Source organism: Pseudomonas sp. IPO3747, assembly GCF_013385245.1.
Classification (GTDB): domain Bacteria; phylum Pseudomonadota; class Gammaproteobacteria; order Pseudomonadales; family Pseudomonadaceae; genus Aquipseudomonas; species Aquipseudomonas edaphica.
The window spans coordinates 28,265-42,644 of sequence record NZ_JACAQL010000029.1 but is presented as its reverse complement, the minus strand read 5'-3'; the positions used below and the strand labels follow the sequence as shown (position 1 = coordinate 42,644).

General features: G+C 60.4%; 14 protein-coding genes. 4 read left to right on the top strand and 10 right to left on the bottom strand.

Features of this window, described 5'->3' with window-relative positions; translation table 11 throughout:
- Positions 1-10: 10 nt before the first annotated feature.
- Positions 11-1,360 carry a gluconate:H+ symporter gene (locus HX790_RS27830; protein WP_225933009.1) on the bottom strand — a complete coding sequence of 450 codons (1,350 nt, stop codon included), beginning with the start codon at positions 1,358-1,360 and terminating at the stop codon, positions 11-13.
- Positions 1,361-1,607: 247 nt separating this feature from the next.
- On the opposite strand from HX790_RS27830, the gene HX790_RS27825 reads away from it, so the two are divergent.
- Positions 1,608-2,000, top strand: coding sequence for a lysozyme inhibitor LprI family protein (locus tag HX790_RS27825; RefSeq protein WP_099549435.1), 393 nt, complete (start codon positions 1,608-1,610; stop codon positions 1,998-2,000).
- On the opposite strand, the gene HX790_RS27820 is transcribed toward HX790_RS27825, so the two are convergent.
- The 4 genes from HX790_RS27820 to HX790_RS27805 form a co-directional block, all read right to left on the bottom strand.
- On the bottom strand, positions 2,001-3,446 hold the full coding sequence (locus tag HX790_RS27820; RefSeq protein ID WP_176992540.1) for a SulP family inorganic anion transporter: 1,446 nt from the start codon (positions 3,444-3,446) through the stop codon (positions 2,001-2,003).
- Positions 3,447-3,643: 197 nt separating this feature from the next.
- Positions 3,644-4,537, bottom strand: a complete 894-nt coding sequence (locus tag HX790_RS27815) for an NAD-dependent epimerase/dehydratase family protein (protein WP_017137952.1) — start codon at positions 4,535-4,537, stop codon at positions 3,644-3,646.
- 103 nt (positions 4,538-4,640) lie between these two features.
- Entirely contained in the window at positions 4,641-5,537 is an 897-nt protein-coding gene (locus HX790_RS27810) for a LysR family transcriptional regulator (RefSeq protein ID WP_017137953.1), read from the bottom strand.
- 49 nt (positions 5,538-5,586) lie between these two features.
- Positions 5,587-6,351 carry a sulfite exporter TauE/SafE family protein gene (locus tag HX790_RS27805; protein WP_170040493.1) on the bottom strand — a complete coding sequence of 255 codons (765 nt, stop codon included), beginning with the start codon at positions 6,349-6,351 and terminating at the stop codon, positions 5,587-5,589.
- Positions 6,352-6,541: 190 nt separating this feature from the next.
- Between HX790_RS27805 and HX790_RS27800 the strand changes: the two genes are divergently transcribed.
- Positions 6,542-7,432 carry a LysR substrate-binding domain-containing protein gene (locus HX790_RS27800; RefSeq protein WP_176992539.1) on the top strand — a complete coding sequence of 297 codons (891 nt, stop codon included), beginning with the start codon at positions 6,542-6,544 and terminating at the stop codon, positions 7,430-7,432.
- Here HX790_RS27800 and HX790_RS27795 read toward each other — a convergent pair.
- Entirely contained in the window at positions 7,378-8,784 is a 1,407-nt protein-coding gene (locus HX790_RS27795; protein ID WP_017137956.1) for an amino acid permease, read from the bottom strand. The genes HX790_RS27800 and HX790_RS27795 overlap by 55 nt on opposite strands.
- A gap of 195 nt (positions 8,785-8,979) precedes the next feature.
- Positions 8,980-10,230: a kynureninase gene (gene kynU, locus HX790_RS27790; protein ID WP_176992538.1), complete on the bottom strand. Its 1,251-nt coding sequence runs from the start codon at positions 10,228-10,230 to the stop codon at positions 8,980-8,982.
- 145 nt (positions 10,231-10,375) lie between these two features.
- Between kynU and HX790_RS27785 the strand changes: the two genes are divergently transcribed.
- The gene (locus HX790_RS27785) at positions 10,376-10,849 is read left to right on the top strand and encodes an Lrp/AsnC family transcriptional regulator (protein ID WP_003176072.1); all 474 of its coding nucleotides are present in this window, start codon (positions 10,376-10,378) and stop codon (positions 10,847-10,849) included.
- A 109-nt stretch (positions 10,850-10,958) separates the two neighbouring features.
- On the opposite strand, the gene catA is transcribed toward HX790_RS27785, so the two are convergent.
- From catA to HX790_RS27770, 3 genes are read right to left on the bottom strand one after another with little or no spacing between them, the layout of a single operon-like run.
- Positions 10,959-11,888 (bottom strand): catechol 1,2-dioxygenase, encoded by a 930-nt coding sequence (catA, locus tag HX790_RS27780; protein WP_176992537.1) that lies wholly within the window; start codon positions 11,886-11,888, stop codon positions 10,959-10,961.
- Between the two features lie 41 nt (positions 11,889-11,929).
- Positions 11,930-12,220, bottom strand: a complete 291-nt coding sequence (catC, locus tag HX790_RS27775; protein WP_017137960.1) for a muconolactone Delta-isomerase — start codon at positions 12,218-12,220, stop codon at positions 11,930-11,932.
- A 12-nt stretch (positions 12,221-12,232) separates the two neighbouring features.
- Positions 12,233-13,360 carry a muconate cycloisomerase family protein gene (locus HX790_RS27770; protein WP_170040485.1) on the bottom strand — a complete coding sequence of 376 codons (1,128 nt, stop codon included), beginning with the start codon at positions 13,358-13,360 and terminating at the stop codon, positions 12,233-12,235.
- A 114-nt stretch (positions 13,361-13,474) separates the two neighbouring features.
- Between HX790_RS27770 and HX790_RS27765 the strand changes: the two genes are divergently transcribed.
- Positions 13,475-14,350, top strand: coding sequence for a LysR family transcriptional regulator (locus tag HX790_RS27765; protein ID WP_138452827.1), 876 nt, complete (start codon positions 13,475-13,477; stop codon positions 14,348-14,350).
- Positions 14,351-14,380 lie beyond the last annotated feature (30 nt).

Genomic DNA, 14,380 nt, shown 5'->3' with positions numbered 1-14,380 from the left:
AAAATGAGGCTTATAAAACAAGAGACAGGCCATAGGTGAGACCGAATGCAACCACCGAAATCAAAGTCTCCAGCACGGTCCAGGTCTTGAAGGTCTGGATCACCGTCATATTGAAGTATTCCTTGATCAGCCAGAAGCCGCCGTCGTTGACGTGGGAAAAGATCACCGAACCCGCACCGGTCGCCAGCACCAACAATTCAGGGTGTGGATAACCCAGGCCCATGGCGACGGGCGCGACCACACCGGAGGCCGTGGTCATGGCCACGGTGGCCGAGCCGGTAGCGATGCGCATCAATGCGGCAAACAACCAGCCCATCACCAGCGGCGACAGGTGGAAGGCATGCGCCAGACCAAGAATCTCATTGGTCACGCCCGCGTCCACCAGGATGCGGTTCAAACCGCCGCCTGCGCCCACCAGCAAGGTGATGCTGGCGGTCGGCGCCAGGCATTCATTGGTGAACTTGAGGATCGATTCGCGGTTGAAGCCCTGGGCCAGGCCCAAGGTCCAGAAGCTCACCAGCGTGGCGACCAGCAGCGCAATCACCGAGTTGCCGATAAACAGCAGGAATTGATTGAAACCAGTGCCCGGAGTGGAAATCACGTTGGCCCAACCGCCGATCATCATCAGCACCACCGGAAGCAAGATGGTGCCCATGGTCAGGGCGAAACTTGGCAAACGTGTACGCGGCTCGCGCTCGATAAACTGGCGTTCCAACGGGTTTTCCGCCGGCAAGTGGATGCGCGGCACGATGAACTTGGCATACACGGGGCCGGCGATGATCGCCGTGGGAATGCCGATCAGAATCGCGTACAGCACGGTCTGCCCCACCGACGCGTTATAGGCCAGCACCGCCATCATCGCCGCCGGGTGTGGCGGCACCAGCGCGTGTACCACCGACAGACCGGCGACCATCGGCAAGCCGACCATCAGGATCGACACGCCCACACGCCGCGCCACGGTAAAGGCGATCGGCACCAGCAACACAAAACCGACCTCGAAAAACAGCGGCAGCCCCACCAGAAACGCAATACACACCATCGCCCAATGCGCGTTGCGCTCGCCGAAACGGTTGATCAGCGTGCGCGCCACCTGCTCGGCACCGCCGGATTCGGCCATCATCTTGCCAAGCATGGTGCCCAACGCCACCACCAGGGCGATATGCCCAAGGGTCTTGCCGACGCCCGCCTCGTACGAGCCCATGATCGTGTCGGCCGGCATGCCGGCCATCAAGGCCAGGCCGATAGACACCAACGTGATGACGATAAACGGGTTGAGTCGGTAGCGTGCAATCAGCACGATCAATGCAATGATGGCGATGGCAGCGTATGCCAACAGCCCAAAGCCCAGTGGTGCGGCCATGCGGTACTCCTTGGAAAGGGTCACGTCGAATTGGTTGTGAAACTCATAAATCATTACCGGGTGTAATTTTCAATTTTTATGAAAGTAATTTTCGCCCACAGATAAGCGCTGTCGCTTTGGGACATGCCCAACGCCAGCCGATGAAAATCCGGGGGGTGTTCTTACATGAAGTTTTTTGCGTGCGGAAACTCAGTTGCCAGGGCCGAGTCTCAGATGACAGGCCTACCCACAACCAGGAAAACCAACAATGAAGCGCAAGACCCTGCTTGTTCCTTTCGCCGCCAGCGCACTGCTGCTGGCCTTTTGCGGCAGCGCTTGGGCCGATGACAGCCCGGCGTTGAAAAAATGCCTGGATGGCGCCAACACCACGGCGGACATGGTCAGCTGCAACGCCACCGAAGCCAAGATCCAGGACGCGCGCCTGAACAAGGCGTACAAAGACGTCCTTGCGCTTCAGGAAGGCAAACAGAAGCAGCAACTGCAGGACGTACAGCGCCTGTGGATCAAGTACCGGGACGCCAACTGCGGCTTCATCGGCTCAGCGACTGGTGGCACCATCGATCAGGTCAATGGCATCGGCTGCATGCTGGACATGACCCGCACCCGCGCCCAGGAACTGGAAAATATGCTGCCGCTGTAATCAGTCGTGATGCACGCGGGCGCGCTTGAGCAGCTTCTTGCAGCGCTCCGACAAATGCAGCACGCGCAAATGCTTGCCGGCCTTGGTGTAGCGCTCGCGCAGGGTCATCAGCGCAGCAATCGCTGAGTAGTCGACAAAGCTCAGGTGACGACAATCGAGCGTCACCTGGGCCGGGTCGTTGGCCGGGTCGAACTGGTTCAAAAACGGCGTGGTCGAGGCAAAGAACAGCGTGCCGTGCAGGCGATACAGCTTGCTGCCGTCAGCTTCCAGATGCTCATCGGCATACAACTCACGGGCCTGTTGCCAGGCGAAGTTCAGCGCCGCAATCACGATGCCGCAGAGCACGGCGGTGGCCAGGTCGGTGAACACGGTAATCACCGTTACCGCAATAATCACCAACACGTCGTTGACCGGCACCTTGTTGATCACCCGCAGCGACGCCCAGGCAAAGGTCTGCTGGGACACCACGAACATCACGCCGACCAAAGCCGCGAGCGGAATACGCTCAATCAGCGGCGACAAAAACAGAATAAACAACAGGATCATCACCCCGGCGAACACCCCGGAGAAACGCCCGCGCCCGCCAGAGCTTAAGTTGATCACGGTTTGCCCGATCATCGCGCAACCGCCCATGCCGCCAAACAGGCCCGAGACCATATTCGCCGCGCCCAGGGCCACGCTTTCGCGGTCGGGGTAGCCACGGGTTTCGGTGATTTCGTCGGTGAGGTTCAGGGTCAGCAGGGTTTCCAGCAGGCCGACCATCGCCATCAGGAACGCGTAAGGCGCAATGATGCCGAGGGTTTCCAGGGTCCACGGGATTTGCGGCAACGCGAAGGTTGGCAGGCCGCCGGCGATGTGGGCCATGTCGCCCAACGTGCGGGTTGGCAGGCCAAGCAGGTAAACAGCCAGGCCGACGCCCAAAATCGCCACCAGCGCGGGCGGCACGGCGCGGGTCAGGCGTGGCAGCAGGTAAACAATCGCCATGGTTGCCACCACCAACCCGGTCATCACGTACAACGGCGTGCCGCTCAGCCAGGTTTCACCGCTTTTGAAATGCTCCAGCTGTGCCAGCGCAATGATGATCGCCAGGCCGTTGACGAACCCGAGCATCACCGAATGCGGCACCATGCGCACCAGTTTGCCCAGCCGTAACAGGCCGAACGCGACCATGATCAGACCACCCAGCAGCACCGTCGCGAGCAAATACTCCACGCCGTGTTGCACCACCAGCGCCACGATCACCACCGCCATCGAACCCGCCGCGCCCGAGACCATGCCCGGCCGGCCGCCAAACAAGGCCGTGAGCGTGCAGATAATAAAGGCGCCGTAGAGGCCCATCAGCGGGTTGAGGTGAGCCACCAGGGCAAAGGCGATGCATTCGGGCAGCAGTGCGAAAGACGTGGTGAGGCCGGCCAGGGCATCGGCGCGCAGACGGGTGAGGTTCATGAGGTACCAGGGAGTAGCGAGGGATATGGCGGGGGATGGTACGGAATTGCGGTCGGTGGGGCCAGTAATGTGTAACAACACATGAACCGAGTCGCCTTCATCGCAGGCAAGCCAGCTCCCACATTTTGAATTGCGAATACGTTCAAGTGTGGGAGCTGGCTTGCCTGCGATGGCAACGCCACGGTACTAAGCGAACATCACACCATCTCGTTGCGAATCCACTCCACCACCGACGTGCGCGTCGGCGCCCAGCCCAGCAACTCACGCGCATGTTTGCCACGCACCCGGCTGTTGGAACCCAGGCCATAGTTGGCCATTTCATAGCCCCACTCAGCCTCAGCCTCAGCCAATGGCCAATCCTGCGGCTCGCCCAGGTTCAGGGCTTGGGCAATTGCGGTGGTCATGTCGACAAACGCCGCTTCGCTGCTTTCCACAAAGTAGAACGTGCCCGGAACGTTTTTGGTCAGCGCCAGCAGATACAGGGCCACCACGTCTTCAATGTGTACGTTGGACCAAATGTTCTGGCCAGTGCCCACATGGCGCACCACACCACTTTTGCGCGCTTGCTTGAGCAGTCGTGGCAATTGCACGCTGTCACGCTTCACGCCCAGGCTGTGGCCGTAGATCAGGGTGTTGCAGATCACCGCCGAGTTCACGCCCTCTTTGGCCGCCGCCAGGATCAGGTTATCGATGGCCACGCGCGCGGCCTTGTCGACGGTCGGCTCCGGCAGGTTGTCTTCAACGTAGATGACATCGCTGGATTTACCGCCCGAAGCATCGCCAACAATGCTCGAACCGCTGGTGTGCAGGAACGGCTTGTTCGAACCTTTCAAGGCTGCCAGCAAGGTTTCCACCGCAGCACGATGGTCGCTGCTCGCGGCATTGATCACCGCATCAGCTTTAGAAGCCTGTGCGGTCAACACGGCGGCGTCATCCAGCGTGCCGATCACGGGCGTGATGCCCAGGGCGGTCATTTCAGCCGCTTGCTCGGCGCTGCGCACCAGGCCGGTGACAGTGTGGCCGGCCTTGACCAGGCCGGTGGCGATGGAGCCGCCGATAAACCCTGCTGCGCCGGTGACGAATACGTTCATGGAGGTTGCTCCTGACTGGGTAAGTGATAGGCCCAGTATCAAGGACTCATTCCTGCCGAATAAGCCCATGCTGCCCAATTCAATCTTGCGCACAGGTCACGAATCAGCAGGCATACCGCGCAAGCTTGGTTTGAATGAAGTCCAGGAAGCACTGGATGCGCAGCGCCAACTGCGAGTTACGGTAGAACACCGCGTGGATCGGCTGGCGATAGCCGCTGTTGAAGGCTTCCAGCACCGGTACCAGGCGCCCGGCATCGATGTCGGCGTTGGTCATGAAGTTCGACAGGCAGCAAATGCCCTGGCCTTCCAGCGCCAGTTGGCGCACGGTTTCGCCGCTGGAGGCGGCAATGCTTGGCTGGATCAGCCAGCGGTCGCCTTCCACGTGGCGCAGCGGCCAGTGGTTGAGGGTTTCGGTCTGGGTGAAGCCCAGCAGCGTATGGTCGACCAACTCGGCCACCGTCTTCGGCGTGCCGAACTGCTTGAGGTAGTCGGGGCTGGCGAGGATATGCAGCGGCGTACAACCCAACGAGCGCGCATGCAGGGTCGAGTCGGCCAGGGCACCGATGCGGATGGCAATGTCGGTGCTCTGCTCCAGCAGGTCGATGATCAGGTCGTCACTGTTCAGCTCCAGCTGGATATCCGGGTAGAGGCTGCGAAACTCGGCAATGTACGGCACGATCCCATGCAGCATGAACGGCACGGCCGCATTGATGCGCAGACGCCCGGCGGGGTTCTTCTGGCGCGACGACAGGCGCTCTTCCAGCTCGTCCATCTGCGCCAGGATCAGCTTGGCCTGCTCGAAAAAGTACTTGCCCTCCTCGGTCAGGTCCATGCGCCGCGTGGTGCGGTTGATCAGCGTGGTGTCGAGCTTGGCTTCCAGGCGCGACAAGGTGCGGCTGACGGCCGACGGCGTCTGCCCGACCTGCTCCGCGGCTGCCGAAATCGAGCCGCACTCAATCACGCTGACGAAGATCTGTAGCTCATCGGATCGGGCTTTCACGGGGTGTCCTCTCAATCGGTTCGCGACAGCTTACACCGTGAACAGCCACTCAGCCGCTGATCAGTAGATGGCCCCCCAACAGCGCCATGCCGACGAAAAACACCCGTTTGAACAGCACCGCGCTGATGCGCTGGCGCAACACCTGGCCCAGCCACATCCCCAACAACGCGGGTATCAGCGCCAACAGCGAGGCGCTGACTTCGCCACCGCCCAGGGTGCCACGCCAGGTCAGCGCTGCGGCCAACGCCAACGTGGAAGCGGTGAACGCCAGCCCCAGCGCCTGCACCAATTGATCGCGGTTCAAACCCAGGGCTTGCAGATAGGGCACGGCCGGAATCACGAACACGCCCGTCGCCGAAGTGATAAGGCCGGTGACCAGACCGCACAACGGGCCAAGCCAGCGCTCGGTTTTAGGTTTCACCTTGAAGGTCGGCAAAAACAAGCCACTTAACGCATACACCAGCAAGGCGCCACCCAGCGCGCGAACTACCCAATGCCCGCCGTCCGTGCCCAGCCACAACGTGCCAAGCCCGGTGCCGAGAATAATCAGCAGCAGCATTGGCCACAGGCGCTTGAGCAAGGCGCTCAAGTGGCCACCGAACGCCAGTTGCCAGAGGTTGGTGACTGTGGATGGAATGATCAGCAAGGCCGCAGCCTGCGCCGGTAACATAGCCAGGCCGAGCATACCCATGGCCACAGTGGGCAGGCCCAGGCCGATCACGCCCTTGACGGTGCCGGCCAGCAGGAAGGTGCCGATCACCAGCAGGGTCAAGGCCGGGCCGAGGTTTTGGTAGAACGCGAGGAAGGTAGTCATGGGGCGATTTTGCAGGATTTCGTTGAGGTCGAAAATTCGCCATATACTGAGGTAGCCTCTTGTTTTGCGTGAGGCTTAAATAGCTATCGCAGGCAAGCCAGCTCCCACATTGGACTGTGTTCACAAAGCAAAATGTGGGAGCTGGCTTGTCTGCGATAAGGCCAGTGAAGTCACTCGAGAAACCTCAGCCATGCACTTTGACCTGATCGACCTGCGCCTCTACCTGCACACCCTCGACACCGGCAACATCACTGGCGGCGCCGCCCGAAGCCATTTGTCCCTGGCGGCGGCCAGCGCGCGTATCCGTGCGATGGAAGCGTCATTGGGCATCGAGTTTCTTGAACGCGGCCGCCGTGGCGTCACCCCAACACCCGCCGGCAAAGCCCTGGCCCGTCACGCCCGCCTGTTGTTGCAACAGGCCGAGCACCTGCAACAGGACCTGGCCGAATACGCCAAGGGCATCAAAGGCCAGGTGCGCCTGCTGTGCAACACCACCGCCCTGAGCGAATACCTGCCGGAACTGCTGGCGGATTTTTTGCGCCACCACCCCAATCTCGATATCGACTTGCAGGAGCTGCCAAGCCTGCGCATTACCCAAGCCTTGCGCCAGGGCACAGCAGACCTGGGGATTATCTCTGATGCGGTGGACACCCACGGCTTGCAGACCCTGCCGTTTCGCGATGACCCACTGGTGCTGATCATGCCCCTCGATCATCCGTTGGCGACGGCGAATTTCATCGACAGCCTGCAATACGATTATGTAGGCCTGACCGCCAGCAGCGCGCTTTCGGTATACCTGGAAGAACAGGCATTGCACGCAGGCTTTCGCCTGCAAACACGCATTCGCGCCGAGGGGTTTGATGGGTTGATCCGCATGGTCGCCGGCGGCGCCGGCCTGGGCATCGTACCCCTGGCTGCATTGGAACGTTGGCCGACAGAGAAGCGCATCAAGGCCCAGCCATTAAGCGAAGACTGGGCCTGTCGCAAACTACTGTTATGCGCCCGCTCCTTCGAGCAATTGCCCGGTTACGCCAAAGCCTTGTTCGACGCCCTGGCCCTGCCCTTGCGGAAAAACCCGTAATACACCGCCGACAGAATCATCAGGAATGGCACGCCAAACACCAGCGTCATCTTGAAGGCCTCGGTGAAGTACGTGGTGATCATCACCGCCCCCATCAGCACCAGGCCCAGCAATGTGCTGTAAGGAAACAGGCGCAGCTGGAACGACAGCTTCGGCCCGCCATGACGCTTGCGATAACGGCGAAAAAACAGGTGCGTGAGGAAGATCATGAACCAGGTGAAGATCGCGCCAAACATCGAAATCGCCATCATCAAGGTGAACGAGCTTTCCGGGTACACCACGTTCAACAAGGTCGCCAGGGCAATGCCGGAGCTGGACAGCAGCAACGCGTTCAGCGGAATGCCGCTCTTGCTCAAGGCGCCCATGGACTTGGGCGCAAAACCTGCACGCGACAGGCTGAACATCATGCGTGTGGTGATATAGAGCTGGCTGTTCATCGCCGACAACGCGGCGATCAGGATCACGAAATTCATCACCCCGGTGGCACCGGGAATACCAATGGTCTGCATTACCGTAACAAACGGGCTCTGGGTCTGGCCGGCCTGGTTCCACGGCACGATGGCGAGCATCAATGCCAGAGTCAGCAGGTAGAACACCACCAACCGCACGATGGTGGCGCGAAAGGCCTTCTTCACCGCCTGCTCCGGGTCGGCGGCTTCACCGGCGGCCACGGCAATCATTTCTACGCTCAGATAGCTGAAGATCGACACGATCACTGCGATCCACATGCCGCTCAGCCCATGGGGGAAAAACCCGTCGTGGGCCGTGTAGTTCTGCACGCCATAATCAGGATTACCGGAGCCGAACACCACGTACACCGCGAGGATGATGAAGCCGACGATTGCGGTGATCTTGATGGTCGAGAACCAGTATTCGAAGTTGCCGAAGGTCTTTACGCTGATGGCATTGAGCAAAATCAGCACACTGGAAAACGACACGATCCACACCCACTCCGGCACGTTGGCGAACCAGTACTTCATGTACATCGCCACCGCCGTGACCTCGGCGCCCACTGCCAGCACAATCGCCGCCCAGTACGCATAACGCACCAGAAAGCCGGCCAGCGGGCTGATGTAAAACTCCGCATAGGCGCCGAACGAGCCCGAGGTGGAGTGCGCCACGGTCATCTCCGCCAGGCAGCCCATCAACAGCAAGGTGATCAACGCACCGATGGCGTAACTCACCAGCACACTCGGCCCGGCATAACCGATGGCGTAGGCGCTGCCCATGAACAGCCCGGTGCCGATGGCGCCACCGATGGCGATCATGCTCATCTGGCCGGAAGTGAGCTGGCGCCTCAGGCCCAGTTCGCGATGGGTGATCTCTGCAAAGCCGTTGTCTGGCGTGGTCACGTGGTGTGCCCCTTTATTATTGTGATTGTTATGGCTGGCGCTGAACCTTGTGGGAGCTGGCTTGCTGTGGCGAGGGAGCTTGCTCCCGTTCGACAGCGCAGCTGGAGCCGGCTTTTTGGGGGCGCTTCGCACCCCAGCGCAAGCAAGCTTGCTCGCCACAACAAGCCAGCTCCCACATTTTGATTCGTGTTGTACTTAAGTGACGCTGTTGCGCACTTTGAATTGGGGTTGGTCCCAGGTGCGGTTGTCGAGGATTTCGCCAAGGATCTCTACAGCATCAAATACCTCGGTAAAGCTTGTGTACAACGGCGTAAACCCAAAGCGCATGATGCGCGGCTCACGGTAATCGCCGATCACGCCACGGGCGATCAAGGCCTGGATCACCGCATAACCTTCAGGGTGTTCGAAACTCACGTGGCTTCCGCGCCGGGCATGCTCACGCGGCGTAATCAGCTCCAGCCCGTGGGCGGCGCAACGGGCTTCGACCAGCGCGATAAACAGGTCGGTCAAGGCCAGGGATTTGCTGCGCAGGCTGGCCATGTCGGTCTGGGCAAAAATCTCCAGGCCGCATTCGACCATTGCCAACGACGTGATCGGCTGCGTGCCGCACAGGTAGCGCGCGATGCCGGCGCTTGGCGCGTACTGAGCTTCCATGGCGAACTGGCGCGTGTGGCCAAACCAACCCGATAGCGGCTGGCGCACCACATCCACCAACGCCGGGTTGACCCACACAAACGCCTGCGAGCCCGGCCCGCCATTCAGGTATTTGTAGGTGCAGCCAATCGCATAATCGGCACCGGCCTTGTTCAGGTCGATGGGCACCGCGCCCGCCGAATGCGCCAGGTCCCAGATGCTCAGCGCGCCACATTCGTGGCTCAAGGCGGTGAGCGCCTGCATGTCGTACATGTAGCCGGTCTTGTAATTGACGTGGGTAAGCATCACCACCGCCACGTCCTGGTCGATGGCTTGGGGCAGCTCGTCCGGGCTGTTGACCAACCGCAGGGAATAGCCCTGTTGCAACAACTCGGTCAGGCCTTCGGCGATGTACAAATCGGTGGGAAAGTTACTCGCCTCGCTGACAATCACCTTGCGCGCAGGCTCGCGTTGGCGCTGCACGCTCAAGGCAGCGCTGAGCACCTTGAACAGGTTGATCGAGGTGGTATCGGTAATCACCACTTCACCGTCACGCGCGCCGATCAGCGGCGCCAGGCGGTTGCCCAGGCGTTGGGACAAATCCGCCCAACCGGCGCTGTTCCAGCTGCGAATCAAGCCATTGCCCCACTCCTCGGCAATCACCTGCTGGGCGCGCGCCATCGCCGCCACCGGGCGGGCGCCCAGAGAGTTGCCATCGAGGTAGATCACGCCCGCAGGCAAGGCAAACTGCTGACGCAGTGGCGCCAGCGGGTCCTGGGCATCGAGGGCTTGGCAGTGGCTTCGGTTGGTCATGGGTTGTCCTGATTTTTTATAAGTGAAGATGGACCAAATAATGAACGAAGTTTTAGAGAATTTTCGTGCAAAGTGGTGGGTAACAGGCTAATTAAGCTGTAGGAAATTCGAATTTAACCCCCAAATACGCGGATTTATTCTAACCATGATTCTCGACGCCACCGACCTGCGCCTCCTGCATTTTTTGCAACAGGATGGCCGCATCAGCAACCAGGAACTGGCGGAAAAAGTCGCCCTGTCGCCCTCCGCCTGCCTGCGCCGTTTGCGCCTGCTGGAGAGCGAAGGAATCATCAGCGGCTACCGCGCCGTGTTGAATGCCGAGCAGTTGGGGATTGAGCTTGAGGCCATCGTGCACCTGTCGTTGCGCCAGGATGTGGAGGACTGGCACGAGACGTTTATCAAGAAGGTGCAGGGGTGGCCGGAGGTGGCCAGTGCCTATGTGATTACGGGTGCAAGCAACTATGTGTTGCGTGTGCAGGCACGCAACCTCAAGCACTTTTCCGACTTTATCGTGAACCACCTGAACCGCACGGCCGGGGTGATGGATATTCGTTCGGAGATTGTGTTGCAGAAGATCAAGGACCGGGATGAGGTGTTGGATCTGGTGGTGCGCAAATAACCGCAACACTACAAAACCTGTGGGAGCTGGCTTGCCTGCGATAGCGGTGGTGCATTCACCATTGCTATCGCAGGCAAGCCAGCTCCCACATTTTTTTGACCGCGTTTAATCAGTCTTCGAGGGCACGAACGCGCTGCATACGTTGCTGCTCTTGCGGCGCACCAGACGACTGCAACTCAAAGTCAAAATCAATCTGCGCAAACCGCCCTTGCACCCCAAACTCGCGCGCCAATTGCTGATCGTCACTAAAGCGAATCTCGGCGATCAACTCATCGCGCGTCGCGTAGGCAAAATCATCATGCAGGTACGGGTCGTCCGACAGGTTGATCTGCGTGGTCAGGTGCCGGTGCCCCGGCGCCGAGATGAAGAAGTGAATATGCGCCGGCCGCTGCCCGTGGCGACCCAACTGGTCGAGCAGTTGTTGAGTCGGCCCGGTCGGCGGGCAGCCATAACCGGACGGCACGATGCTACGAAAACGATAGTTGCCCTGGGCATCGGTCTCAATGCGCCGACGCAGGTTGAACTCCGATTGCGTTGGGTCAAACCACGAATAGGTGCCACCCGTGTTGGCCTGCCACACATCCACAATCGCACCCGCCAACGGCTTGCCGTCGGTGTCGCGCACTTGCCCGCGCATAAACAGCGGCACTGCGTCGTCCTTGCCATCGTCCAGCCGCGCTTCGTATTGGCTCAGCGGCGCGCCGGCCACGTACAGCGGGCCTTCGATGGTGCGTGGCGTACCGCCGTATTTGCCGGCCTCTTCGTCCGCAGCGTCCATCAGCAAGTCCAGGTAATGCTCCAGGCCCAAGCCGGCAGCCAGCAAACCCGCCTCCTGATTTTTACCCAATTCATTGAGGTAATTGACCGCCTTCCAGAACTCTTCCGGGGTCACTTCCAGGTCTTCGATGATGTTTACCGTATCGCGCAGGATCCGGTAGATCAGCGCCTTGGTGCGCGGGTTGCCGCCGTCGTTATGGTTGCCGCTGGCTTCTTCGAGAAACGCCTGGGCATGGGCAGTCTGGGACAGTCGGATGGACATGGTGCAATCCTCATCTTGTAATTATTGGGTGCAAAACAGGCTCAACGGTCGTCCTCATGGATCGACGAAGGGTGTCGGCACAGGGCGTTCACTTCGATGGCCATGTAGGGAAAAAGCGGCAGTTGCATCAGCAGGTCGTGCAGGTCTTGCACGCTGTCGACGTCGAACACGCTGTAGTTGGCGTAGTGCCCGGCGATTCGCCACAAGTGGCGCCATTTGCCCTCCTGTTGCAGGCGCTGCGCCAGGGCTTTCTCCTCGGCCTTGAGGGTGGCGGCGCGCTCGGGGTTCATGTCCAGCGGCAGGTTCACGGTCATTTTTACGTGGAACAACATGGCAGGCGCCTCTTAGTGTTTGTCACGACGCAAGAACGCCAAGCGTTCTTCATCAATGGCCAGGCCCAGGCCCGGTGCGGTGGAGACATGCAGCTCGAAATCGCGGTACACCGGCGGCTCGGTGAGGATGTCTTCGGTGAGCAGCAGTGGGCCGAACAGTTCGGTGCCCCACGCCAGCGTGTTCAGCGTGAGAAAGGCATGCGCCGACGCCAATGTGCCGATGCCGCCTTCGAGCATGGTGCCGCCGTACAAGCCGATGCCCGCCGCCTCGGCAATCGCGGCGGTGCGCAACACCGCCCGTGGGCCGCCGTTTTTGGCTATCTTGAGCGCGAACACCGAAGCCGCGCCTTCGCGGGCCAGGTTGAAGGCGTCTTCGACACATTCAATGGATTCATCGGCCATGATCGGCGCCGGGCTCGACAGGTTGAGCCGGGCCATGCCGCCACGGTTATTGCGCGAAATCGGCTGCTCGATCAGGTCAATGCCGTTATCGCCCAGCACCTTGCAGGCGCGCAGGGCCACGGCTTCGTCCCAGGCCTGGTTGACGTCGACACGCACACTGGCACGCTCGCCCAGGGCTTTTTTGATCGCGATCACATGGGCCAGGTCGCGATTGACCTCTCCAGCGCCGATCTTCAACTTGAAGAGGCGATGACGGCGCAGGTCGAGCATCTTTTCGGCCTCGGCGATGTCCTGTTCGGTGTTGCCGCTGGCCAAGGTCCAGGCCACCGGCAAGGCGTCACGTACACGCCCGCCGAGCAGTTCGCTCACCGGCAGGTTCAGGCGTTTGCCCAGTGCATCGAGCAAGGCGCTTTCGATGCCGGATTTGGCAAAGGTATTACCGCGAATGCTGCGCTCCAGGCGCAACATGGCCGCGTTGATATTGCTCGCGTCCTGGCCAATCAGCAGCGGCGCGAAGTGACGGTCGATGTTGACCTTGATGCTGTCCGGGCTTTCGTTGCCGTAGCTCAAACCGCCGATGGTGGTGGACTCACCGATGCCTTCAATGCCGTCGGCGCAGCGCAGGCGGATGATCACCAACGTCTGGTTTTGCATGGTGTGCATCGCCAACTTGTGCGGGCGAATGGTGGGAAGGTCGACGATGATGGTCTCGATCGACTCGATGGCGCAAATCGGCATGGCTATACCCGTTGGGTTCTTTATAGATTTGAGCCGATTCTGTGCCGTATCTTTAAAGGCTTCCAATATAGAATGGGTCTCGCACGATACCCTCAAGGTATAAAAGGAACCGTCATGGAACTGCGTCATCTTCGCTATTTCCAGGTGCTGGGTGAAACCCTCAACTTCACCCGCGCAGCCGTTCGCCTGCACATTGCCCAGCCGCCATTGAGCCGGCAGATCCAGCAACTGGAGGATGAACTGGGCGTGATGTTGCTGGAACGCGGCCGCCCGTTGCGGCTGACCGAAGCCGGGCGATTTTTCTATGAGCACGCCAATGTGCTGCTGGAACAACTGGCCAAGGTTTGCGATACCACGCGGCGCATCGGCCAGGGCGAAAAGACCTGGCTGGGCATCGGCTTTGCGCCATCGACCCTGTACGGCGTGCTGCCGGAGTTGATACGGCGGCTGCGCAACCATGAGGCGCTGGAGCTGGAATTGGGCTTGTCGGAGATGACCACCCTGCAGCAAGTCGAGGCGCTCAAGGCCGGGCGCATTGATGTGGGTTTCGGGCGCATTCGCATCGACGACCCGGCCATCGTCCAGCGCGTGCTGGTGGAAGATCGACTGGTGGCCGTATTGCCCGCCGGCCACTCGCTGCTGGGCGCGCCCGCCACCCTCGCGCAATTGGCCGCAGAGCCGTTTGTGCTCTACCCCGGCAACCCGCGCCCCAGCTATGCCGACCATGTGATCGCGCTGTTCGACGCCCATGGTTTGAGCCTCAAGGTGGTGCAGTGGACCAACGAGTTGCAGACGGCCATCGGGCTGGTGGGCGCGGGAATGGGCGTGACGCTGGTGCCGGCCTCGGTGCAGGTGTTGCACCGGGCGGATATCGGCTACACGCCGATTGTGGAAGCCACTGCGACCTCGCCGATTATCCTGAGCAGGCGAGTGAATGATCAGTCGCCAGGGCTGAGTCATTGTTTGCAGTTGGTTGAAGAGTTGATCTGAAACCCTCCAAACACCGCAATTCCCCTGTGG